Consider the following 26,267-nt stretch of genomic DNA (forward strand, 5'->3'; position numbering starts at 1 on the left):
TATACTCTAAATAATTTGATTCAGTTTTTCTCTTTCTTTTGATTTATCATTGATCCCATCTAAAACTCGACGGATCTCATTGGCATTCTCCATACAATCCATCATGGCTTCTTCCTGCCCTTCATCAATCATATTTTTAAATGCCTTTAAATTTTCTATATAAGCCCCCAAGGAGTCTGATATGTGTTTTTGGTTTTGTTTGAATATAGGCCCCCACATTTTAGGTGAACTCTTCGCCAAACGAACGGTAGATTCAAACCCACTACCAGCCATATTGAAAATGGTGGCTTCATCCTTCTCAATCTCTAATACGGTTTGTCCCAAAACAAATGAACTGATGTGAGACAAATGAGAGACATAGGCAATGTGCAAATCATGCGACTTGCTATCCATTTCTACCACATGCATATCCATGGCTTCTAAGCAAGCTTTCGCTAACAAATATGAAGATTCCTGACTTTCTTCCTTGTCGCAGATTATCCCTGTTTTTCCGTCAAACAAAGAATCAAATGCCGCCTCTGGCCCAGAATTTTCAGTACCGGCAATGGGGTGGGCAGCTACAAAGTTTTTTCGATTGATATGCCCCAGAACTGCTCCACAAATACCTGATTTAGTAGAACCTAGATCTATGACTGTAGTACCTTCTTCTATCCGATCCAACACACTTGGTAATAACTTTCTGATAGAATCCACAGGAATTGCTAATATCACCAAATCCGAAATGGCCAATGCTTTTGGCAATACCAGCGTATCATCTACCAAACCCAAAGCTTTGGCTTTATCTGCATGTTCGTCATTGACATCCACACCAATCACTTGATCAGCAAATCCACTCTTCTTTAGTTTGAGTGCTGCAGAGCCACCAATCAGTCCCAGTCCTATAATTGATACGATCATGCTTTTATCATTTCTAGCCGTTCAATGGCTGCATTAAACATTTCTTTATTTGAACAGAGTGATATTCTAATATAGCCTTCACCATTAGAACCAAAAATGGTTCCAGGAGTGATAAATACAAATCGCTCTTGCAAAATTTCTTCTATGAATTCTTCACTCTTTCTGCCTACAGGTATCTTGGCCCACATAAACATACCAGACTGCTTCACGTCATAGCTACATCCCAGAATATCCAATATTCTTTCAGCCAATTTTCTTCTTTGAGCATATTCCAGATTCACGTTTTCAAACCATGAATCAGGCAAATTCAAGGCTTCTACAGATGCCTCTTGCACAGGTTTGAACATCCCAGAATCCACATTAGATTTTACCCTCAAAATAGCATTCACATACTCTTCTCTTCCACAAACCATTCCTACTCTCCAGCCAGCCATGTTAAACGCCTTACTCATCGAGTTAAGCTCTAAACAATTCTCATTAGCTCCTTGCACTGACAACAAACTCATCGGATGGTCATTGAGGATGAAACTGTACGGGTTGTCGTTTACGACTAGAATGTTATGCTTCTGAGCAAATAGTGCTAATTGCTCAAATATTTCTTTGGTCGCTCTCTGACCCGTTGGCATATTGGGATAGTTGACCCACATCATTTTGGCAGCAGCCAATGTGTTTTTGTCCAGATTCTCCAAATCAGGAAACCAGTTGTTTTCTTCTTTCAGATCAAAAGAGACTACATTGGCACCCATCATCTCGGCAGCCGTTTTGTATGCGGGATAACCTGGATTAGGAATCAATACGGTATCTCCTGGATTTAAAAATGCCATTGAAATATACATTACGCCTTCCTTAGAACCCAATAGGGGCAAAACTTCAGTAACGCTATCCAAGGTGACGTCATAATGACGGCTATAGAAGTTGGCAATAGCACTTCTCAATTCAGGGATTGATCGATAAGACTGATAGGCATGCGTATTTGCTTGACTGGCACTGTGTACCAATTTGTCCGTTACCTGCTTGGCAGGTGGCAAATCAGGACTTCCAATACCCAAATTGAGCACATCACATCCCCGACTGTTCATCTCCCTGATCTCGTCGAGCTTTTTTGAGAAGTAATATTCTTTTACTTCCGCGATTCTATTAGCTACCTCTATCATACCGTTGGTATATTTCCTTTTTTATATTCTCCATGCACCTTCACGAGTTCAGCTTTTGCGCTCAACGCATGTAGTGCGTCTTTATAATTGTCATAATCCTCCCATACCACATCTATATTAAACGCATATTGGTACGGTTTGCCCAAAATAGGCATGGATTGTATCTTGGTTAGGTTGATGCCATTGAGCTTAAATATCAACAACACGTCAGCCAATGCTCCTGGATCGTGCTTTGTAATCACTCTCAAGGACGCCTTTTGTGGCACTTGATCATGGCCATTCATTCGACTTTTGATAATCAAGAACCTTGTATAGTTCTTTTTGTTCGTTTCGATATTACTATCCAGGATGTCCATTCCGAAAATCTCTGCCGCTTTTTTACTGGCAATTGCCCCTGCATTCTCCAGACCTTTATCACGAATCATCTTTACGCTATCTGCTGTGTCATCGTATTCAGACAACTTGATCTGTGGATAGTTTGCCAGAAAGTCAGCACACTGAAGCAAAGCCATGGGGTGAGAAAATACCTGATCTAAATCCTCAGCTTTTTTGCCTTTGTGCGCAATCAAGTTCATTTCTATGCGTGTATAGATTTCTCCAGTGATTTTCAGGTCGTATTCATTGATCAAGGCATAGTTGGGTAAAATGGTTCCTGCTATGGTATTTTCAATGGCCATCACACCATAGTCCATCGTTTTGGCTTGGATAGACTTAGCCAATGACCTAAAGTCATGAAATGGCTGGATCGCAATTTCCTTATCTACGAAGTACGAACTCGCTGCTTCGTTGTGAAATGATCCCTCTACCCCTTGTATGCCTATTTCCATTTGTTTGTCTGATTCAATTTTTGGTAAAAAAAAAGCCCCGAATAATTTCGGGGCTTTGCTATATTTCTTCAAAAACACTAAAGAACTATTCTCTCAACCCCTTTGCTATCGCATAGAAATAAAAAAAATAATAGTTCCAAAAAAATGTTCTTGTGTTGTTCATCTTGTTATTTAACGTTTCAAATGTGCTCATCAAATTTTTAATATCAAAACTTATCAAAGAAAAAAATAGCACATTTTCAATTATTCAAGAAAACACTATCATATTTTGCAATTATTCTATCAAATTCTGCAGAGTTGCTCTAATTTGCAACTTTATTGAATCATGGCGCATTATGCACAAGTGGCTCTCTATTGTCCTCATCTCTCGAATTGTTCGGGTGATCCATTAAGATGAGAGCAACTGTATCCGAAACGAGTACCTGAGAAATAATGTGACAATGACCCAAACAAACTTAGCTGTCATTTCGACTATCAGGGGATATCTAAAGCAATCCAATCTGTGATGATTAGATTGCTCACTATCACTCAGAATGTCAAAGAAAAAAGAATTAGTGCCTCAGCGTTTTACAAAACTTAATTAAAGGATTTATGTCTCCATTAAAGACACTTGTCATTATCTTATTTTTAGCCTTTACCTGGCAATCATCAAGCGCCCAAGGTATCGTCAAACGTGAAGCACTGACCAGTATGGATCGTGGTGTGGAAGCCATGGAAGCTGGCTATTATGAAGCTGCTGATCAGTTTTTTAGAGATGCGTTGAGTAAAATGACCAAGTTGCCTAGTAATCTGGCTTATTACTTTGGAAGAAACTCCTACCATCTGGGCAAGTACAAGCAAGCCATCAATTGGTTGAATAAATATGTGGAACTCAAAGGCAACACAGGTCAATACAATGATGAAGTAAGAGAGTACTTAGAACTTGCCAACGATGCTTTTAAAAAGCTACGGGAAGATGAAATAGGTCGTACGCAAAAACAATTGACCACCCAAGGATATTTTGATTGCCCTTCTGACTATATGCATTGCCCCTTATGCAATGGTACGGGGGTACTTATTACGCCTGGCAAATTTGGCGCTGTGTATCAAACTTGTCCCTATTCTGGGCTCTCTGGAAAGCTCACTTGTGACGAGTACAATCAATATCTGAGAGGAGAATTAGAGAAGAAGTCTGAGTGATTTTTCAATTTGATAATTTGAAGATTGACTTAACGGAAAAATGAAAGTCGACAATTTAAAGCAAGGCTTTTTTGGGATTGGAATACAGAATGGAAAAACGCCTGAGAACCTGGGTGTGCTATGGCGATCAGCACAAAATATGGGAGCAAGTTATATCTTCACCATAGGCAAACGATATGCGAAACAAGCCAGTGACACCCATAAAGCGACTGGTGCCATGCCTTACTTCCATTACAAAGACTTTGATGAATTCTATAAACAACTACCGAAAGGTGCTATGCTAGTAGGTGTAGAACTAGACGACCGTGCTGTTCCTCTAGAAACTTTTGAACATCCCAAAAAATGCGTTTATCTCCTAGGAGCTGAAGACCATGGCCTGCCCAAAAAGGCGCTAGAAAAAGCCCATCATTTGGTGAAGTTTAACACTACCCTTAGTATCAATGTAGCTGTTGCCGGCAGCATCGTCATGTATGATCGCAATCTAAAAAGCAGTCTATAATAGCCAGTCAAAAAGCTTACGCTATTTTCTATTTTGAAAAATAGTCTGGTATCACCTCCTTGATCTTATCTACAGTTTCTTTTACAGATTCTTTACTCATTCCACCTGCGGCATTGGCATGTCCGCCACCATTGAAGTGATCAGCAGCCAAGGTGTTGACAGGATTTTCCTCGCCTTTGGATCGGAAGGACATCTTCACCATACCCTCTCGTTCTGCAAGCATGATCGCTACTTTCATGCCTTTGATAGACAGAGCCAGATTGGCTAAACTATCCGTATCTCCTTTTTGATAATTGTACTTGGCTAGTTCTTCTTTGGTCAAGGAAATAATAGCTACATGGTAATCCTCTAAAATTTCCAGTTTCTCACTCATAGCATAGCCTTGCAAACGTAAACGACTCTCCGTATTGTTGTCATTGAGTGCTTCGTGAATCAAATGATGCTGCACGCCTGCTGCCAACAATATAGCTACCAATTCATGTGTCCTAGGTTGTACAGCCGGAAATCGGAAACTGCCCGTATCAGTCAAAATACCCAGATACAATGGCGCGCCAATATGCGCATCTAATAGTGCTTCATGACCAGACTCGATCACAAGCTCTGTGATGAGCTGTGCTGTAGAGGACGACGACGTGTCTGACATCATAAGTGTAGCAAAGTCCTGTGGATGGAGATGATGATCTATCATTACTTTCTTGCAAGTAGCCGCTTCCAACAAAGTTTGCATATCTGGCCCGATTCGATCCGTACCATTATAGTCCAAACAGAATATCAGATCTGCCTGCTCAAATGCTTTGGTTACTTGTCCTGGTTGATCTGACATTAGCAATATTGGATCAAGTCCCACCCACTCTAAGGAATCAGGTGCTGCATCTGGGTGACAAACCACAGCTGAAGACCCCAATTTTTCGATAAAACGCAACAACCCCAGCGAACTACCAATAGAATCACCATCTGGCGATTTATGAGAAGTAATCACGATTTGGCTTGCTGAGCGAATTTCAGCTGCAATCTGTTCGTATATATTCATGGAATGCTATCTCTGTATAGAAGAGTGCGAAGGTACAAAAGTGTATATCAATCTTTAAAATCAATCGGGTTTTTAAAATGAATCTGATTGTAGTTGTCCATTCTCCGTAATTGTAGCCTATCAAACATTTCAATTTTTCAAGCACCTCGTCTTGCGCTGACAAAGCAACTTGAACAGTTATAAATTCAATACAGCGCTTAAACAAAGCAAGTTCTATAAAAATTAGACTATATATTTAACGTCAGACCAATATCTGGTTATCAAATCATTGCGCCTAATGTAAAGCATTCAAACATGGAATGTCATTCAACTTTACTAGTAGTCAAAAACCTAGAAGAATCGTTAGATTTTTATGTAAATACTTTGGGTATCTCCTTAATAGAACACCATGGGGACAGTGCTATGCTCATGGCTGGTCGGCACAAAATCGTAATGTTTGAAGGCAGTGCTGAAGCAGTTGAGTACAAGCACGGTCAACAGGCCAATTCCACGTTATTGTTTGCAGTGAATGATTTGGATAAAAAAGTAAACCAACTAAAATCTAAAAATGTGGTCTTCGTCCATCAGATGCCAAACCAAAATAGATGGGGAAGATATTCCGCATTTAGAGACCCCTCGGGTATTGTTCATGAACTCGTGGAGTATTTCTAATGAAACTCTAGCTTAGTTCCTTAGGTTAGGTTCATTGATTCAATCTCCCACAGCTTTATTATCTTGTCATTCAGAGAATCAAAATCATGATAAAAAAAGCAAACCCTGAGAGGCAAACAGTATCTCTAGTGTTAGGCAGTGGTGGTGCCAGAGGCCTGGCTCATATTGGGGTAATTAAGTGGCTAACAGAAAACAACTACGACATTAAAAGCATTGCTGGCTGCTCGATAGGTGCCATGATTGGAGGCGTGCATGCTGCTGGTAAGTTGGATGAACTGGAAGAATGGATGTGTTCCATTACCAAAATGGATATGGCCAATCTACTCGATATATCATGGGGCAATGGTGGGATTTTCAAAGGTGATAAGGTTATTGACACTTTGAAAGATCTGTTGGGTGATGTACAGATTGAAAACCTATCCATTCCCTTTACAGCCGTAGCTGCAGACATGATTACGCAAAAAGAAGTCTGGATCAACAAAGGCTCTCTTTTCGATGCGATTCGGGCGTCCATATCATTACCTTTATTTTTCACACCAGTGAAACGAAAAGACAAACTACTTATAGACGGTGGTGTGCTCAATCCCGTACCCATTGCTCCAACTTTCAATGATCAGACTGATTTTACCATTGCCGTAAATCTAGGTGGCCCATTATTAAAAAAGAATGAAAAAGAACCTGAGGTCGAAGAACAAAAAGAAGGCTGGGGAAAGTTTCAACAGAACATCAAAGACTTCATAGCTAAGTATAGCAACAGTGACGACACCAAAAAAAAGGACTGGAGTATATATGAAGTGGCCGATCGAGCATTTGACACTATGCAAAGTTCCATTGCCAGGATGAAAATCACCACCTACCCACCAGATGTAGAAATAAAAATCGCTCGAAATACCTGTGGTACCTTAGATTTTGATCGAGCGGAGCAAATGATTCATATTGGGTTCGAAAGAGCAAAGGAAGCTTTTGACGCAAAAAATAAAGTGGTATGAATTTTACTCCCTATTAATGGCAAGCCCTCCTCTCATGCGAATTTAAGAATCCATGCCTTCGTCAAAAATAAACAGCTACTTCGTCCAATGGTTTCCTGGTCAGCTGCGGCACGAAAACCTCATCCTCTGCATAGCCTACTGGAAGTAGCAAAAAAGCCCTTTCGTTCTCTGGACGTTCTAATATTTCTTGAAGAAAATTCATTGGACTTGGCGTATGCGTCAGTGTCACCAAACCTGCATGATGAATAGCCGATATCAAGAATCCACAGGCAATACCCACTGATTCATTCACATAGTAATTGTTGTGCTTCTTGCCCTCTTCATCTCTTTCAAATACTCTTTTAAAAACAATAATTAAATAAGGCGCCTTTTCCAGAAAAGGTTTCACATCATCCGTTCCAATGGGTTTCAAATCATCTAGCCAACGTTCACTCATGCGATGCGCATAACTCTCTCGCTCCTCTTCCTCTGCTGCCTTTCTAATTTTGCTTTTGATCTCTGGATTAGACACTACGCAAAATGTCCAGGGTTGCTTATGCGCACCAGATGGAGCCGTAGATGCTGTTTTGATAATATTATTAATAATCTCTTGAGGAACAGGCTTATCAGAAATTTCACGCACAGTTCTCCTACGATCGATCCATTCGAAGTAGTCATGACTTCTTTGGATCATTTCTACTTCTGGATAGCTATCTGGTGTATAGGCTTCGTGAAGATGCCCATTGATTTCTTTGGTTTTCATCAGGAATCTAATTTATAGGCGGTTGTATATTTATCTCTTGAAAGCACAAACTGGCTCTTGACGTGAGCAATATTGGAATTGACAGAAAGGTTGGCCAATATGAACTTTTGATAGGTTTCAATATCTCTGGTAACAATTTTGAGCATATAATCAAAATCTCCAGCAATATGATAGACTTCTTGGACCTCTTTAAATTGGTTCATTTCCTCAATGAATTTTTCCAGGTACGAACGCGTATGATTCTTCAATGAGATGGATACAAATACCGTAAGCTTTCGATCAATCTTTTTATGATTGAGCAGAGCCACATATTTAGCAATTACTCCATCCTTTTCAAGCCTTTTCATTCGCTCGAAAATAGGTGTGGTGGATAAGCCCAATTTCTCTGAAAGTGCCTTATTAGTGATTCTTCCTTCCTCTTGAAGGACGTTCAAAATCTTGATGTCAGTAGCGTCTAACTGTGTCATTTTAGAATTTAATTATTTTGTTAGGTCATTATTATCGCCTGAAAAGGATATAATTCCAAACAATTACACCCATCTATTCTTATCTTCTTAATAATGATAAATCTTTAGAATAATCAGACATCCAAGATAGGTAAAATCTAATTTCGTGCAAGAATTATTTAAAGAATTTTTTAACATCATAGTGTACAGAATAAATATTTTATCAGCACATAAAGAATAATACTAGAATAAAATTCTTTCAAATTTTAATACAACAGAATATATCAACATCAACTACGAATGAAAGAACTACTAAACAAATTTGAGGCTAAGAGACCAGAGATCGTATTCGAGTGGAAGGACGCAGAGACAGAAGCAGAAGGATGGGTAGTGATCAACTCACTTCGTGGCGGAGCAGCAGGTGGAGGCACTCGAATGAGAAAGGGATTGAACAAGAGAGAGGTAGAATCCCTAGCCAAAACCATGGAAATCAAGTTTAGTATTTCAGGCCCACCTATTGGTGGTGCAAAGTCTGGCATCAATTTCGATCCAGCAGATCCCCGCAAAGAAGGTGTCTTACAAAGATGGTACGCAGCTGTCATGCCTTTGCTCAAGTACTACTATGGTACAGGTGGTGATTTAAACGTAGACGAAATCCATGAGGTGATTCCAATTACTGAAGACCACGGCATCTGGCATCCTCAGGAGGGTGTATTTACAGGACACTTTCATCCCACAGAAGCTCAGAAAGTAAATCGCATAGGTCAGCTCAGGCAGGGTGTAATAAAAATCATTGAAGATGAAAAATACACACCAGACCTTTTCAAAAAATACACAGTAGCAGATATGATTACTGGATATGGTGTATCAGAAGCTGTGAGACATTATTACAACCTCTGGGATGGGGATATCACCAGTAAAAAGGCAATAGTTCAAGGCTGGGGCAATGTAGGGGCAGCCGCGGCTTTCTATTTGGCACAAATGGGTGTGAGAGTAGTAGGCATCATTGACAGGGCTGGTGGATTGATCAATGAAAACGGGTTTACGTTCGAAGAAATTACTTCATTGTTTGTAAACCGAAAAGGCAATCAGCTCAATAGCCCTGATGTGATTCCGTTTGACGAAATAAATGCTAAAGTTTGGGATTTGAATGCAGAAATTTTCATTCCGGCTGCAGCCTCAAGACTAATCACACAAGATCAGTTGGATCGAATGGTACATTTCGGTCTAGAAGTGATCTCATGTGGTGCTAATGTACCCTTTGCTGACGAAGCCATATTCTATGGGCCGATTAGTGAGCATGCTGACAAGCACGTTTCTGTTATTCCTGACTTCATTGCAAATTGTGGCATGGCCAGAGTATTTGCCTACCTGATGTCTGGCGAAGTGGATATGACAGATGAAGCTATTTTTAGCGACACCTCATCTATTATTGGTCAAGCGCTAGTTGGTATCAACAAACGAAACACAAACAAGACTTTGTTGACTAACACGGCTTTTGAGAATTCACTTGGTCAATTAGTGAACTAATGCTAGACTTCGTAAATTTATATAGGACTTCATTTTTGAATCTAAAACATTAAACCCCTATGCCTCAGTATCATCAATTAGGTAAAATTCCGCACAAGCGGCATACCACCTTCAAAAAAGAAGATGGAAGCATTCATTATGAGCAGCTATTTGGTACCATTGGATTCGATGGCATGTCGTCACTGATGTATCACCTTCATAGACCAACCATGGTCAAAGAGGTGGCTAAATCGTACAGCGTAGCTCCAAAAATTGCTGAAGAAAAAAACATGCTCTCGTTGGCCATGGAAGGATTCAAAGTCCCTGCTGAAAACGACTATTTGGAAAGCAGAAAGACAGTATTGGTCAATTCGGATTGTCATATTGTGCTCGCGTCCCCTAAACATAGCCAAACCAAATATTTCTATAAAAATGCAGATTGTGATGAACTGATTTTTGTTCACAAAGGCACTGGCACACTCAAAACTCAGTTGGGAAATATCCCTTTTGGTTATGGAGATTATCTCCTGGTACCGCGAGGTATGATTTATCAAATGCATTTTGACACAGAAGACAATCGTCTTTTCATAGTAGAATCCAAGAGACCTGTCTACACCCCAAAAAGATATAGAAATTGGTTCGGTCAACTGCTGGAGCATTCACCTTTTTGCGAGCGTGATTTCAGAAGGCCCAATGAATTGGAGACTTTTGATGAAAAAGGTGATTTCACCATCAAAGTGAAAAAGCAAGACATGATGCATGAGTACATCTACGCCAGTCACCCGTTTGACGTGGTCGGCTGGGATGGATACAATTACCCTTATGCCTTCTCTATCCATGACTTCGAACCAATAACGGGACGCGTGCATCAGCCCCCTCCTGTACACCAGACATTCGAGACAGATGCCTTTGTGGTGTGTTCATTTGTCCCAAGACTTTATGACTACCATCCAGAATCTATCCCGGCACCTTACAATCACAGCAACATTGATTCTGACGAGGTACTGTACTATGTAGATGGAGATTTTATGAGCAGAAACAATATTGAAAAAGGGAACATCACCCTCCACCCTGCTGGCATTCCGCATGGACCGCACCCTGGTGCAACTGAGAGGAGTATAGGTCAGACCGTGACAGAGGAGTTGGCCGTGATGGTGGACACCTTCAAACCACTGATGGTGACAGAAGAAGCAATGAAAATATTAATTAAAGACTACCACAAAAGCTGGTTGGATTAAACCAAATCAACCCTAACAGAGTTCTAAACCCAGTTAGGGCTAGAGTAGATAAAAATCATTAAACAATGGCAACAGGACTTGAAAACACAAACTTCGGATTAGAAAAAATCTTCAAAGATGCCGAAGACTTTCTTCCACTGAATGGCACAGACCATTTAGAACTATATGTGAGCAATGCGAAACAAGCTGCTCACTTTTATAAAACAGCTTTTGGGTTTCAATCCCTGGCTTATTCTGGCCTGGAAACTGGAAACAAAGACTATGAATCTTATGTTGTCGTTCAGGACAAAATCAGATTGGTGCTTACTTCTCCTTTGAAGCCTGGTACACCAGTTGGTAAACATATCGACGAACGTGGTGATGGCGTAAAGGTAGTAGCGCTTTGGGTGGATGATGCGGAGTACTCGTTCAACGAAACAGTAAAGAGAGGAGCAAAACCTTATTTGAAACCAGAAACCAAAAAAGACCAGGATGGAGAAGTCAAAATTTCTGGTATTCATACTTACGGAGAGACTGTTCACATATTTGTAGAAAGAAAAAACTATAAGGGTGTCTTCTTTCCTGGATATAAAAAGTGGGAAACCACGTACAACCCAGAACCTATCGGATTGAAATTTGTTGACCACATGGTTGGCAATGTAGGCTGGGGTGAAATGAACAAATGGGTTGAGTTTTACGCCAAAGTCATGGGCTTTACACAATTGATTTCGTTTGATGACAAAGACATATCCACAGACTATACTGCACTCATGAGTAAAGTAATGAGTAACGGGAATGGTAGGATCAAATTCCCAATCAACGAGCCAGCAGAAGGTAAGAAAAAATCTCAGGTAGAAGAATATTTGGACTTCTATGGTACATCAGGCATTCAGCATATTGCAGTGGCTACAGACAATATTATCGAAACTGTAACAGCCATGCATGCCAGAGGTGTTGAATTCCTCAGGGTACCAGCTACTTATTATGAAACCGTATTGGATCGTGTGGGGGAAATTGATGAGGATCTAGAACCCTTAAAAGAATTGGGTATCCTGATCGATAGAGATGACGAAGGCTACTTGCTTCAAATATTCACCAAACCTGTTGAACCTCGACCCACCATGTTCTTTGAGATCATACAAAGAAAAGGAGCGCAATCTTTTGGCAAAGGAAATTTCAAGGCATTGTTTGAGGCCATTGAAAGAGAGCAAGAAGTAAGGGGGACGTTATAGGTTCAGCGAATAATAATTATTTGTCATTTCGCGAGGAGGTACGACTGGAGAAATGGCAAAACCTGATTGATCCAGGGTATTTTCTTCTTCAAGCAAATTCTTTGGACAAGCCAGAGCATGACGACTATATTTGGATTTTAAATTAAGTAACCCAAAAACTAAAACACACGAAAATGAACAAATCCTGGATTGCGGTAGCTGCAGAGTCTGACTTCCCTATTCAAAACATTCCCTTCGGAATAGTGAAAAATGGTAATGGCTGGTATGCGGCCTCTCGAATTGGCGAGTACGCAATCAACCTAGCCATACTCCAAGAAAAAGGATATTTGAAAGGTCTGTCTTTACCTGATGGAATTTTTGAAAGACAATATTTGAACGATTTTATTGCTTTAGGCAAACCTGTTACGAATAAAGTACGGGAAAGAATTCAGCGCATTTTTGAGGAAGAATCCAAGGATGGATTGAGAGGAAACACAGTGCATCGCAACAAGATTATGAAAGATGTGAAAAATGTTACCATGAGCCTTCCAGTTCAGATAGGTGACTATACAGACTTCTATTCGAGTGAACAACATGCCTTTAATGTGGGCTGCATGTTTAGAGATCCTGACAATGCCTTGATGCCCAATTGGAAGCATTTGCCTGTGGGCTATCACGGTCGTTCCTCTTCTATCGTGATTTCAGGCACTGATTTTCATAGACCCAAAGGTCAGCAAAAACCCAATGCAAATGAGCCTCCAGTTTTTGGGCCATGCAAATTGTTGGACTTTGAATTGGAAATGGGCTTTATCATAGGTAAAGGCACGGAGCTAGGAGATGCCATTACCACAACCAACGCTTCTGATCACATCTTTGGACTTTGTGTGTTTAATGACTGGTCAGCGCGTGATTTGCAGAAATGGGAATACGTACCTCTAGGCCCATTCCTGGCAAAGAACTTTGCCTCTCACCTCTCACCTTGGATTGTGACGTTGGAAGCATTGGAGCCATTCAAAACCAGCGGACCTTCTCAAGACCCTAAAGTATTACCATATTTAGAATACAAAGGAGATCATCACTACGATATAGAACTAGAAGTAGCGATTGAAACAGAAAAAGGCGAAAGTAAAACAGTAAGCCAATCTAATTTCAAATACATGTATTGGAATATGGTGCAGCAACTGGCGCACCATACGGTAAATGGCTGCAATGTCCGACCAGGTGACATGATGGCTTCTGGTACTATCAGTGGCCCTGAATCGCATCAGTATGGCTCTATGTTGGAAATAGCCTGGCAAGGAACCAAACCTGTACAAATGCCAGATGGCACAGAAAGAAAATTCATACAAGACGGCGACACAGTTGTGATGAAAGGATTTGGAACTAAAGACGGCGTACGTATTGGTTTTGGTGAAGTGAGGGCAAAGGTGCTACCATCTACATGATTCAAAGTTTAAGATTTGAAGTTCAAAATTTGACTATGCTGAACTAAAATTTCTTTAACCAATGAATCTATCAAAAACTATATTCCCTAAAAATGATCTTTGACCATTCACTTTAAATATTGTAAATCCCGGTCTAACTTGTCCCCTAAGGGATGCTTTCGGCACGGGATTTTTTTAGATCCCATATAGAACGCTCACTTTAAATGGCTCACCCACATAAAATGCATTACTTTTAATTTTGAATATTAAATTTTGATTCTGCGATGACTTCCATTGACCCAAAATCAGTATCTACCGCTCATTTTCATTCCGTACTCCTCACAGTTGTGGCTCCAAGGCCGATTGCCTTTGCTAGTACTATTGATGAAAACGGGCAAGTAAACCTGAGCCCTTTTAGTTTTTTCAATGCATTCAGTGCCAATCCCCCAATTTTGGTTTTTTCCCCAGCCAGAAGAGTAAGGGACAACACGACCAAACACACCTTGGAAAATGTATTGAAGGTACCTGAAGTAGTGATCAACATTGTAGACTACCCTATCGTCGAGCAGATGTCCTTAGCGAGTACAGAATATCCAGCAGGCGTCAATGAATTTGTGAAAGCTGGATTTACGGAAGTAGCTTCAGAAAAAATCAAACCACCAAGAGTCAAAGAATCTCCAGTGGCCTTTGAATGCAAGGTGTTGGAAGTAAAATCAATGGGCGATCATGGTGGTGCAGGCAATCTCATCATTTGCGAGATAGTAATGGCTCATGTGCAAGATCATTTACTTACAGACGAGAATAAAATTGATCCAACCAGACTAGAACTGGTGGCTCGTATGGGTGGCAACTGGTACACTAAAGCGAACCAGGACACTATGTTCGAAATACCTAAACCGCTCACTACCATGGGGATTGGCTTTGATCAATTGCCCGACCATGTGAGAAACAGCCCAGTACTGACTGGCAACAATCTTGGTCGACTAGCCAATGTAGAGCACCTTCCAGCCAAAGATGAAATTCTTTTGCTTGCCAAGGAACCAGAAGTCAGTGCCATCCTAGAAAACTTTGCTGATGATGAAGAGTCTATGGAAAGAGAATTGCACCTACTTGCTCAAAAGTATCTGGACTCAGGTCTGACACAGCAGGCCTGGCAAGTGATTTTGCAAGGAGAGGTATTATGATGAAAAGGACTGACCTAGAAAAACCAAGTCAGCCCTTATCCTATCTAAGTAAATTTTTAGTGTTTGATCAAAAGCTTTTTGTTCTGAAACTTCTGTCTATCACTACCCATGGATAAGAAGTAGATTCCAGCAGGAAATTGATTGGTGGAAAGGTGGAGTTGTTTCTGACCCGCCATTACTTTACCTGATTCAAAACTTCTTCCCGACTGGTCATAAAGCATCCAACTCACATCTTCTGATAGGCTACTTCCAAAGGTGATAAACACCTCATGATCAGTAGGGTTAGGATACATTTTGAAATTCAAAGGCTCTTGAAGACCTTCAGCCACATCTGTGATAGATGAAGAGTTCTTGCCACTTATGACCGCGCTGGTCTGATCTAAACTCAATGCTTGATAAATTTCTTTTGTCGTATTGTTTTGAATAATAATAACTGCCGACAGGTTAGCATCCTCGTCAATATTGCTCAATTCCCAATCTATGTGCATCAAATTATCTGAGCCAACTGGCAGAGACTCTCCAGCGATCAACACACTTTCAAGCGCTACGTATTCTCCTGACCCATCAGGTAATACTTTCCTCACTACGTGATCGAATTGATTAAACAGCTCTTCGCCTTCCACTATAATTGATTCTGCGACTGAGTTTTCGAGCACAACAAAATAGGTTCTAAATTGCTCTCCTGCTTCAAAATTTTCAGTTGCCACGAACTCTACGCTAGCCTTGATGTCGAATTGCGTTGCTGTGGGGTCGGCAGTTACAATGATTTCAAAACCTGGATCCTTGAGTGCATTAAGCTCTAAATCTCTTTGATCCCAAGTCAAATCACCAGACTTAGCAGAAGAACTAGTTCCTCCCGTATCACCATTTAATATGGACGTGACATCGTCTACATGGTAATAAATAGATCGAGCACTAGGCCCTGCTGGATTGGTCACATTAAATGGATCTTCAAATCCCAAATCCGTATGATAGGCAACAATAATAGCATCATCACTAGTATTAGAAGTGGTCAATATATCGTCTATTGAAGTTTGTAATGTAGCTGTTGGCACATTGATTTCTCCATCTATATCATCTTCTGAAACAGAAACAAACTGTTCAATAACTACCCCTTTCGATCGTTCCAATATTTCAAAATCATCAAAAGCAAAACCATAATTAGCCGATTTGTCCGTATCAGAGGTACTAGCCATTGCGAATCTGAACCTGACATGAGATAACCTATCCGCATCTGAATTGCCCTCATCGTCATAGCCAATTTCATCCAAACTATGTCGGGCGCTTATCCATGCTACGCTGTTTTCACTGCCTGACCAACCCACAGATTGATCCGCATCATCATTAGCTGCAGACTGTTGCTGCCCTGGATCGGAACCCACATTTTCAGAATTGTACCATTCAATCCCTGTGCTTTCTCCATCTGAATATCCACCAAGTACCTGCCATCTTTGACCCCTGTCAATGGAGTATTGTACAACTACACCATCTTTGGCATCCTCAAAATCATATATCGCGCTAAATTTCATCATAGGTTTAGTCAGTGCACTCAGATCAAAGGAAGGTGAATACAACCAAGAGTCTTCATCTTGGTAATAGTGTGTACCATCTACAGCTGTAGTGGACCACACCCAATCGTCGGATTCGGAAGGTTTTTCTGTGTCATCACCTGGGTTCAACTCAACCCAGTTCCAGCTAGAAGCCCTCAGTGCGGCATCTGTATCTTCGCTCACAAGCACCACATCATCTTCAAGTAAGGTCTCGCTATACCAACCATCAGCATCCATGTCAAAGGTCCCATTAGAAAACCCTTGATAATATGAATTGTCTGAGGTTACCACTATAGAAGGCACAATATTAACTTCACGAATCAAGGTGGTATTGCACTCATTTTCAGTAATCATTTGAACAGAAACCTCATACTTTCCAGCCGAGGAATAAGTATAATAAAACGGAGCAAACTCATCATCCTCTAGTATTTCAGCCTCAGAAGTTTCACCTGCTGCTATCTCACTGGCTTGTGGCACGTCATACCAAAGAGTGTCTGCCCCATGATAAAAAACCAATGCAATACTGTCAATTTTGTCACTGCCCAAAAGCACTTCATTTACATAAAAGGAAGTTTGCTCATTTACCGTTACGGTATCCCATACAAAAGCAACAGTTGGGCTTATAAGTACAGGGACTTCTTGTCTTGTCAGTGCATCATCTGCCGTACTACATCCACCAACAATGGTAGTGACCGCGGATGTGGTTGTAGCAATTACATAAGCCTCAAACACCTCTTCGTCCTGCCCTTCAGGTACCACGAATGTTTTCGCTACATCTTGTCCTGAATCCGTACCTTCGTCTCCTCCACTGGAATCAAAGAAAGCCCAGGAAAAGCTTAAATCACTTAAATTATACGGCGAATTAGCTGGATCTACCAGTTCTGATTCGAACACGACTGCAGGTGATTCACAACCTCCAATAATATCAAAACTGATTTCTGGCACATCATCTATTTTTATTGTTTTTTCCACCTGGTATTCACAACCATTTTCGTCAGAATATTCGAATGACACAACAAAATCTCCACTCACCTGACCTGCTACTATGTCTTCACCAAAATCCGCTACAGAGAATGTAGCTTCTAAATTTGTGTTTGTGGTCAGCGTTGATCCGTTTACAAAGAAACTACCACTGCCATTTCCATCAACATCAGCTGTCAACTCGATGGCCTCTTCATCCTCACATATTCGTAACGTACCATCATAGGCCGTATCATCCAAATCCGAGTTGGAACTATTAAATTCTACAACAGGCAATGGATTTACCGTAATCGTCTTTGTCACAGCGTTTGAACATGAAGTAGCACTAATGGTAAAGGAGTAAGTAACGTTATGGTCAGTAGCTGATCCTTGAGTAGTTACTTCTCCAGCAGCAGTAGCAGCAGCATTGGAATGAAACTCACCTAGGTTTGACACTTCCGTTAACCCTCCTGTATCTATTGACCAAGAGTCATCCGAACCTGTATAGTCTGCACCATCTACTTGCCCTTGAAGGATCACATCACCGTTATCATTACAATAGGCATCTGTAAAAGAGCTGGTTCCAAAGTCTACAATATCTACATCTGGAATTCTATTGATGATCACATCCACTGGCAACGAATTACTTTCACAAAGTGCATCAGTAAGCTGAGTTACATATATTCTGGTTGTTGCATCCACATCTATGTCTACATCCGTTCGGTTTTGTATAGTGGTGAATGAAACTGTAGATGTAGTAGACTCAAAGAAGGGTGTCAATGATAAACCGTCTGGGTTGGACGAATACCATTTATATTCTGTGTCACCGTCTGCACTGGTCGCCACATTATCTAAATCAAAGTTTTCCGCACTTATATCTTGCTCTTGGCAATACTCATAAGTATCAGGTCCAGTAGTACCATTGCTACTAAATGCGCCTGAGTTAAAGGGGGCATCAGGTTGGGGATAAACAGTGACCTCTACAGCTGTCCAATTAGCTGAAGGACAACCTACGAATCCAGATTCGTCATTTGTTCCTATATAGTTCCTGACATGGTAGGTGTTTACCTCTTTGTTTCCTGTTATAGAGAAAGTAGAAGAGTATCCCAACTCTGCCCTTGTTGCTCTACTGTTGTCAGAGGTACTTGTAGAAATAATACTACCATCGTCTGCGTTTCCACCTCCATCATCATTGGCCCATTCATAGACATAGCCAGTTAGGTTGGGTGTTTCTATCTCATCTAATGTAGCTCCACTACAGAATTTATAAGTATTGTCGTCTCCAATATCAGAGAAATTGGCAATTACAGGCTGTGCAGGAATACTGTGCAAAATGAAAGTTACCTCTGTCGTATCACTATAGACGCCAGCAAATTCGGCCGTTCCACTTGCTGTATATGTGCTATCATTTTGGACATGAACTATAAAAATTGTTGTATCTGTATCAGCTGTTCCTGCATATCCAAAATCGGATGCACTTACTGTATTTGTCGAAAATCTGGTGCTATCATCTTGATCTTCATTCAGCAAGAAAAAGTAGGATCTAACATCGCTGATATCATTGGTCAAATCAATATCATCTAACGTCTGACCATTACAGTATTCAAAAATATACCTGTTGGTTCCTATCTCCGTCACGGAACCATTAAAGGGGCCTGTAAGATCAATATCTGCTGCATTGGGCTTTGAATAAACAACTGCATTCACTTCTCTTACATCAGATTCACAACCAATAAATTCTTCATCAGGATCAAGTCCTAAATTCGTCCAGTCTGTAAAATAAAATGTCTTAGATGTTCCTCCACTTGGCGTTGAAGTGCCATACAACTCTTCAGCTGTTATTGTTTCACCTCCTGATAGGTCAGCCACTTCTATTTTAACAGATTTTTCTGAATTTGAATACCAACTCACAGAATCATTTACAGAAGAGATCAAGTCTGCGACTGTAGTACCAGCACCATATTCTAATAGATAATAATCACCACCACCATCTAATCCACCTATACCTGTAAGTCCAGATAATGTTGGCCTGGCTGGTTGAGGAAAAACTTGGAAGTCTACTGTTGCTGTGTTGGCGCAACCCGCATCTGAAATACCCTCTGTAGTGTAGGAAATTCTGAAAAGTCCAGTCGCATTAGAGGCATCTCCATGAGGATCAGAGGGATCAAAAGAAGTCACGGTATTTACAAAAACAGTAGTAATATCATCTGCATCCCCAAATCCATCTTCATCTACATCTTGAATCAAAGTGTACCCTTGAGATATCACTTCCGTGCTTTCACCCAGATCTGAATTTATAGTCACATAAATATCAAAAGGATCATCTGTAGCACAATTATATTCGTCAAATGTATCTGTATCGTCTTCGTCATTGTCAAGGGTAACCGTTGGAACAGCGTAAATAATCACTTCCTGCGTAGCCACCTCAGTTAATGCGTCATTGGAAGTATCTCTCATTTCTAATGAAAAAATCAAAGTATCCTGATCGTCCACATGTGTGGCACTAGGATCAAATATCCAACCCGTACTCAAATCAGTTGCAGCTACTCCCGTGTTGACAATAGCGGATTTGCTGAGAAGTCCAGCACTCACATCACTGATACCTTTGACCCCATCTTTGAACTCATATATCTTCACGTCATAAAACACATGATTAGCAATGATTGGAGGTTCAATATCATAATCACCTGCATCATCATCGTTCACTTCAATATTTGTTTCGTCCTCACAAAAAGAAACTTCAGAATCGTTGAATACTAATTCGGCAGAAATTACTGAAATGGCCATTGAGTAGGTTACAGAAATATTATCCACATTTTCACTTAGCGTATAATCAATTTCGTAATCCCCCACACCCACGTTACTTGGAATAAAGGTGACTTCTGCCAAATTGTTATCAGAATCGTCATAACTTATATCTGACAGACCTACACCACCAAAGACACCATTGTGACTATCTGGTAAGGACAATTGAAAATCTACTCCATCAGTATCAGATTCTGACAAGGTAGTTGCGTCATTGGATCTTGAATCTGAGATGATGGCTATAGCATATAAAGTCCCTAAGCTCTCACATCCACTAGCATTAGCAATGGCAATCCAAAATTTGTTGATTCCAAGATTAGCAGCACTAATTCCGAAATCTGTTAATGATGGTGTGTAAGTGGTTGACCCCGTGTAGTGTCCGCCTACTTGCGTAGTTAAACCTTCATCACTGTAGATTCTCACTATATCTGAAGTGAGTTCAGCATAAATTGTCAAGGGTGTAACAGTCCCATAATTTCCTGTAATGTCTTCGTTAATAAATAAGGATACTTCATCATTGACAACATTGCCATTGGCTACATGGGTTGTAATTTCCTCAAGATATGGAATCCCAGGGTCTGTGGATGTAATGGTCATCTGATCATAAGGTGCAATACTCGAAAGTGTAGCAAAGACTGGATCATCTGATTCTTGAGCTTGGTACAGTGATGATGTACCTCCTATTCTCTCCATAGTTACTGTTGAGTATGCGGTTGATCCCACACCATATATTTCCAGGCCACTGATCGTTAATTGATCAATCTCATCATCTGCCAAATCTTCCATACTGAAAGTAACCCGCACCACTTCATTAGATATATAGTCTAAACTGGATGCATTGATATCTCCAATGGCATGGTTCACAGCGCCTACTGCCGTGTTAAACTCAAAACCTGTCGGCAAACTTAGTCTCAAAGTGATATTTGAAGTAGAACCTGAGAAGTCAGTCGAGAGCACCTCATCTAGAATGATATCACCTAAAACAATAGCGTCTCCTTCCAAACAAATACCAGCTTCTGTTGGAGCCGTAATTAATACTCCCCCAGTTTGGATGGCTGTGACTTCAGTCACTGTCAGTGATTGATTACCAAGCGATTCATCTTCTTGAACCAAATAAATGTCATAGACAGCATTGGGGTCTAACGTCTCTTCCACATTGTAGTCTATGGATGCTGAGGGCACTGTGATTTCTCCGTCAGCACTATAGGTTCCTCCTGCCCCAGTAGAGTATGCACCATCTTGATTGGTCACGTCTGCAACAGTAGGTGTATTACTTTGTATTCCATCTGCATCTCTTTTTACAATTAAATAGTGAACTTTTCCTGCCTCGTCCAAATTCACATTCAGGTCAATTACATTATCTACAGCTGTTGCAGTTGAAGCATTGAAAGAAGGTTCAGTATTATCAATGGTATAAGTTTCTTCGATATTGATCGTTCCCAAATTGTTATCAGCCAAATCTAGTATATCAGCACTTCCATCAATGTCCAAGTCCAATAATCCATCGCCAGCTACTCCAGCAACGCTTACATCAAAGACTGTATTGGCAGTTTGTGTAACGACAGTAATTGTTCCTGTAGTTGCTGCACCAGACACATCAAAATCAGTCCCATCTGCACTTACATTTTCAACCTCTTCATTAAATGTGACTCTGAAGATGACAGGATCATCATTTGTTCTTTCATCTGTTGGAGTCAATCGAATGATGCTGGTGATTTCCGGATCAGTTTTATCTACAGTTAAAGTGGTAGCATCATCAGCCCCTGCTGATTGACCAACAGCACGTACTAAAGTAGCAGCTGTATTGCCAGCGTCGTCAGCAAAATCCAGTGTGTATTGTAAAGTACCATCTGTATCTGTACTGCTTACATCATAAGTGGCTGTCCAGGTCGTGGCATCTGCATCAGACTGATCATCCCAAACGATGACATCATTAATTGCAGCATTTCCTGTTTTCACAGACATGGATGGCGTATCATTCACGTCATCATCAAATACTACAGCAATAGTCACTTCATCACCATCTTTGGCATAAGCCGTATTTGTAGTACCCACAGCATTCATGCTTAGAGAGGTAACTGTTGGTGCAAAATGGTCAAATACGAAATCATTAGAAACTTCAGCAGCTGCAATGGTATTTCCAGCTAGATCATCTACACCATCAATGGATATTGACAGCGTACCATCTGCAGCACTGTTTACATGAGCAATGTTGTTGATTATAAAACTATAATTCTGATCGTCTCCCATATTCACAAGTGAAACTGATCCTGTTACATTATCAGATGTTTGTGATGGGGTAGCATCCCCACCAATTTCTAAATCAGAGATATCAATCGTAATATTTATTTCATCAAAAGTGCCGTCATCTATTGGCTCATTGAAGTAGAGATCGAAACTTACAGATGTATCTGAAGTTCCAGCATCTTTGTCCCCTAGTGCCGTATCCTGTCTGGTAATGGTCAAATTTGGAGCAGTAGCATCTACCTCTGTACTAAAATTCCAGTCATCATTCGTACTGAATCCAATAAAGTCATTGGGGCTTGCCGCCAAATCTACAATTGAACCTTCTTCTATTACAATCGAATAAGTGGCAGATCCGATCAAAGGCTCTTCAGGGATAATAGTTAATGTCGGTGAAGAGAAAGTAACGACGGTGGCATCTGAAATATCAATTGCTGTTGCTACGTTCGGAAAGACATCAGTTCTAACTATATATATTTCATTTCCTCCCAGGTCTGCGGTATTTACCGTTTCGCTAAATGTCAATACTAATGGATCATTCAATCCATGATTTGTACCTTCATCACTAGGGCTCAAACTTGGATATGGAGCTGCAAAATCTACCTCGGACATATCTACATTCCCGGACAGCGCATTTCCCGCTAAGTCTACGAAGGTGCCTGCTGATTCTGAATATTGTAAATCTGTTGTTCCTAATGCAGTACCTTGTGTGTATCCTGAAATGATAAAGGTGATATAAACATCACCATCGGCCGCGTCCAAATCATTGTTTGCAGTAGCTGCATCTACAGCATTTGTACTCAACGTACCAGTCGATAAAGTAAAATCTGCATTGGTAGCCACCGACTCATCCATGGCTTCATTCATTTCAATCACTACTTCATCAATGACGCCATCATTGTTTGTATCAAAGAAGTATGACTCTACAAATGTTGGCGGAATTTTTTCTGTCAAATTAGCGACAATGTTCTCAGTAGAGGCCATCGCAACTTCTGAGGCGGTTGAGTAAATTTCTGCTCCATCATTTGGAGCAAATGTGATAGTCTCGGCTCCATCTGGTGTACCACTGACAGTAAAATTAAATCTCACAGTCGAATATCCTCCAGTTCCAAGTGCACCACCTCCTGTTTCTGTAAGGCTTACAGACCCAATGGTGGCTCCAGTCCCGTTGACATCATTATAGCTATACCATAATTCATGACTACTAGACAATCTCAATGGGTTCGTACCGCTTCCGGCATCTCGATCTACCGCTTCTGAAAAAGTAATGTCTATATAAGTGTTGCCTTGATCTACGTCTACACTAGAAAATGTAACTGGTGTCACAGCATTCAAAGTAATGTTGCCAGTCGTTTGGGACGCACTCATCAAATTAGGCTCATCATCTGCTACATCTGATCCACTATTAGGTGTAATGGAAATAAACTCATTACCATCTGGTAAACCTGTGACATTCAAAACAAACCGAATAATTGACTCTCCTCCTGATAGTGAAGCGTCTGAATTGTTGGTAATATCACTTAATGTAACATTGGTCGCTGTACCACCATTTTGAGTAAAGTTAATATCCCAATCAGATACGTCTGAAGCCGAAGCCCCAGTATGATCATAAATACCTTCTGAAAAAGTAATGTCTATATATGCGTTTCCAGAACTCAGAGAAGTGGAAACTATTGCTGGTGAGATCTCAATACTTATTACGTCTGGACCATCTGTGTCTTCTCCATCATTTGTGGATATCGAAATGGTGGGCGTTGCTGTGGCTGTATTTGGGGCAAATATTAATCCATCTAAAGCAGTATTGACATTGGCTAAAGTACCATCAAATTGCACGGTTGCATCATTTGTTCCATTTCCTGTGGTAAAATTCAAACCTATAGTAGAAGCCAAAGTCACATCTCCTCCGTCCGTGACAACAATCGTCACGTCTTGATTATCACCATCTCCATCTGCAATACTGATTAAGTTACCGTTGGCCGCATTGAAGGTTAGCATTGTATTGTACTCAGTAGATTCTGAAGTACTTCCCAAACTGATTACTGGAAGTGTATTAGTTGTTGTGTTGTCATTCAACCCTGTGGTTTCATAAGTCTCTGTGCCTGTGCAGTCATTATAAGAATAAACCTGTACGTAATAGGTCGTAGAGGCTGTCAGGCCTGTGACCGTAATTGCTGGGCTGGCTGAGGTTCCAAAGTAGACCACTTGTTCTCCGCCTCCATAGGCCAAGGTGGCTGTGGGCTCATCTCCATCACTTGGAGCTGTGAAACTATTTACTGTATTCATTTTAACCACATAACCTGTGGCACCTCCTGCTGGAGCTGTCCAACTGGACAGGTCTAATGTGGTGGCACTGCCTCCTCCAAATACAAATGAGGTGGCCTGCGCGCCTGGGGCACCTGGGCAGGTTGTCGTGTTGTCATTCAACCCTGTGGTTTCATAGGTCTCTGTGCCTGTGCAGTCATTATAAGAATATACCTGTACGTAATAGGTCGTAGAGGCTGTCAGGCCTGTGACCGTAATTGCTGGACTGGCTGAAGTCCCAAAGTAGACCACTTGCTCTCCTCCTCCATAGGCCAAGGTGGCTGTGGGCTCATCTCCATCACTTGGGGCTGTGAAACTGTTTACTGTATTCATTTTAACCACATAACCTGTGGCACCTCCTGCTGGAGCTGTCCAACTGGACAGGTCTAATGTGGTGGCACTGCCTCCTCCAAATACAAATGAGGTGGCCTGCGCGCCTGGGGCACCTGGGCAGGTTGTCGTGTTGTCGTTCAACCCTGTGGTTTCATAGGTCTCTGTGCCTGTGCAGTCATTATAAGAATATACCTGTACGTAATAGGTCGTAGAGGCTGTCAGGCCTGTGACCGTAATTGCTGGACTGGCTGAAGTTCCAAAGTAGACCACTTGTTCTCCTCCTCCATAGGCCAAGGCAGCTGTGGGCTCATCTCCATCACTTGGGGCTGTGAAGCTGTTTACTGTATTCATTTTAACCACATAACCTGTGGCACCTCCTGCTGGAGCTGTCCAACTGGACAGGTCTAATGTGGTAGCACTGCCTCCTCCAAATACAAATGAGGTGGCCTGTGCGCCTGGGGCACCTGGGCAGGTTGTCGTGTTGTCATTCAACCCTGTGGTTTCATAAGTCTCTATTGTAGATACATCATTATAAGCATATATCTGGATATAATAGGTAGTAGATGCGCTTAAGGATGTTACTGTGATTGAAGGATTATCCGCAGTGCCAAAATAAACCGCTTGCTCTCCGCCAGCAGCCCAAACTGTATTGGCTGTGGGTTCATCTCCATCACTTGGGGCTGTGAAACTGTTGGCATCATTAATTAAAACCAAGTATCCTGTGGCACCTCCTGCTGGAGCCGTCCAACTATCCAGAGTAATTGATGTTGAAGTACCTCCACCATATACAAGTGATGTAGCTGAGCCCGAAGGGGCTTGACCAAATACGTTAGTGAAACAAATTAAAAGCAATAAAACAATATATAAATAATATCGTTTTGGGCTATTTTTTCTTTTAATCGCAGGGGTGATTGGCGATTGACCCATAGTCAATCCCTCAATAGACGGTAGTAATTTTCTTAGCATAAGTAGCGTATTGAAATTCCAAAAACTAGTTCTTAAATTGCGTGTAAGCAGTTTTTTTTCAACACCTTCTCAAGTCTAACTGCTGCAAGTCGTTCTAAAAAAAATAATATTGCAACGCTACAAAATTATATTCTTCGACTATATAACCC

General features: G+C 41.0%; 16 protein-coding genes. 9 read left to right on the forward strand and 7 right to left on the reverse strand.

Translation table 11 applies throughout. The features are described 5' to 3' along the window. Positions 1 to 6 precede the first annotated feature (6 nt). From B9A58_RS03910 to B9A58_RS03920, 3 genes are read right to left on the reverse strand one after another with little or no spacing between them, the layout of a single operon-like run. Positions 7 to 897, reverse strand: a complete 891-nt coding sequence (locus B9A58_RS03910; protein WP_084371108.1) for a prephenate dehydrogenase — start codon at positions 895 to 897, stop codon at positions 7 to 9. Continuing rightward, on the reverse strand, positions 894 to 2,051 hold the full coding sequence (locus tag B9A58_RS03915; RefSeq protein WP_084371109.1) for a pyridoxal phosphate-dependent aminotransferase: 1,158 nt from the start codon (positions 2,049 to 2,051) through the stop codon (positions 894 to 896). Before B9A58_RS03915 ends, B9A58_RS03910 begins: the two co-directional genes overlap by 4 nt. Then, positions 2,048 to 2,878: a prephenate dehydratase gene (locus B9A58_RS03920; protein ID WP_084371110.1), complete on the reverse strand. Its 831-nt coding sequence runs from the start codon at positions 2,876 to 2,878 to the stop codon at positions 2,048 to 2,050. Before B9A58_RS03920 ends, B9A58_RS03915 begins: the two co-directional genes overlap by 4 nt. Before the next feature lie 591 nt (positions 2,879 to 3,469). On the opposite strand from B9A58_RS03920, the gene B9A58_RS03925 reads away from it, so the two are divergent. Together B9A58_RS03925 and B9A58_RS03930 are read left to right on the forward strand one after the other, a co-directional pair. Next, positions 3,470 to 4,057, forward strand: coding sequence for a tetratricopeptide repeat protein (locus B9A58_RS03925; RefSeq protein ID WP_084371111.1), 588 nt, complete (start codon positions 3,470 to 3,472; stop codon positions 4,055 to 4,057). A gap of 40 nt (positions 4,058 to 4,097) precedes the next feature. Continuing rightward, on the forward strand, positions 4,098 to 4,556 hold the full coding sequence (locus B9A58_RS03930) for an RNA methyltransferase (protein ID WP_084371112.1): 459 nt from the start codon (positions 4,098 to 4,100) through the stop codon (positions 4,554 to 4,556). Between the two features lie 28 nt (positions 4,557 to 4,584). Here B9A58_RS03930 and B9A58_RS03935 read toward each other — a convergent pair whose 3' ends face one another. After that, positions 4,585 to 5,586, reverse strand: a complete 1,002-nt coding sequence (locus tag B9A58_RS03935) for a DHH family phosphoesterase (protein ID WP_084371113.1) — start codon at positions 5,584 to 5,586, stop codon at positions 4,585 to 4,587. Between the two features lie 294 nt (positions 5,587 to 5,880). Here B9A58_RS03935 and B9A58_RS03940 point away from each other — a divergent pair, with 294 nt between their 5' ends. Both B9A58_RS03940 and B9A58_RS03945 read left to right on the forward strand, forming a co-directional pair. Continuing rightward, complete coding sequence (locus B9A58_RS03940) at positions 5,881 to 6,237, forward strand: VOC family protein (RefSeq protein WP_084371114.1); 357 nt, start codon at positions 5,881 to 5,883, stop codon at positions 6,235 to 6,237. A gap of 86 nt (positions 6,238 to 6,323) precedes the next feature. After that, complete coding sequence (locus tag B9A58_RS03945; RefSeq protein WP_084371115.1) at positions 6,324 to 7,226, forward strand: patatin-like phospholipase family protein; 903 nt, start codon at positions 6,324 to 6,326, stop codon at positions 7,224 to 7,226. A gap of 61 nt (positions 7,227 to 7,287) precedes the next feature. On the opposite strand, the gene B9A58_RS03950 is transcribed toward B9A58_RS03945, so the two are convergent. Next, complete coding sequence (locus tag B9A58_RS03950; protein WP_084371116.1) at positions 7,288 to 7,968, reverse strand: nitroreductase family protein; 681 nt, start codon at positions 7,966 to 7,968, stop codon at positions 7,288 to 7,290. Next, positions 7,968 to 8,435 carry an Lrp/AsnC family transcriptional regulator gene (locus tag B9A58_RS03955; RefSeq protein WP_084371117.1) on the reverse strand — a complete coding sequence of 156 codons (468 nt, stop codon included), beginning with the start codon at positions 8,433 to 8,435 and terminating at the stop codon, positions 7,968 to 7,970. Before B9A58_RS03955 ends, B9A58_RS03950 begins: the two co-directional genes overlap by 1 nt. Positions 8,436 to 8,714: 279 nt before the next feature. Here B9A58_RS03955 and B9A58_RS03960 point away from each other — a divergent pair, with 279 nt between their 5' ends. The 5 genes from B9A58_RS03960 to B9A58_RS03980 all read left to right on the forward strand — a co-directional run bounded on the left by B9A58_RS03960 (position 8,715) and on the right by B9A58_RS03980 (position 14,959). Beyond that, entirely contained in the window at positions 8,715 to 9,944 is a 1,230-nt protein-coding gene (locus tag B9A58_RS03960) for a Glu/Leu/Phe/Val dehydrogenase dimerization domain-containing protein (protein ID WP_084371118.1), read from the forward strand. Positions 9,945 to 10,003: 59 nt separating this feature from the next. Continuing rightward, a complete protein-coding gene (locus B9A58_RS03965; RefSeq protein ID WP_084371119.1) occupies positions 10,004 to 11,161 on the forward strand; it encodes a homogentisate 1,2-dioxygenase in 1,158 nt (385 codons plus the stop codon). Positions 11,162 to 11,226: 65 nt separating this feature from the next. Then, positions 11,227 to 12,372: a 4-hydroxyphenylpyruvate dioxygenase gene (gene hppD, locus B9A58_RS03970; protein WP_084371120.1), complete on the forward strand. Its 1,146-nt coding sequence runs from the start codon at positions 11,227 to 11,229 to the stop codon at positions 12,370 to 12,372. 173 nt (positions 12,373 to 12,545) lie between these two features. Beyond that, entirely contained in the window at positions 12,546 to 13,796 is a 1,251-nt protein-coding gene (gene fahA / locus B9A58_RS03975) for a fumarylacetoacetase (RefSeq protein ID WP_084371121.1), read from the forward strand. Positions 13,797 to 14,059: 263 nt separating this feature from the next. Beyond that, positions 14,060 to 14,959, forward strand: coding sequence for a flavin reductase family protein (locus B9A58_RS03980; RefSeq protein ID WP_084371122.1), 900 nt, complete (start codon positions 14,060 to 14,062; stop codon positions 14,957 to 14,959). A gap of 56 nt (positions 14,960 to 15,015) precedes the next feature. On the opposite strand, the gene B9A58_RS03985 is transcribed toward B9A58_RS03980, so the two are convergent. Further along, entirely contained in the window at positions 15,016 to 26,118 is an 11,103-nt protein-coding gene (locus B9A58_RS03985) for a T9SS type A sorting domain-containing protein (RefSeq protein WP_084371123.1), read from the reverse strand. Positions 26,119 to 26,267 lie beyond the last annotated feature (149 nt).

Source organism: Reichenbachiella faecimaris (genome assembly GCF_900176375.1).
Classification (GTDB): Bacteria; Bacteroidota; Bacteroidia; order Cytophagales; family Cyclobacteriaceae; genus Reichenbachiella; species Reichenbachiella faecimaris.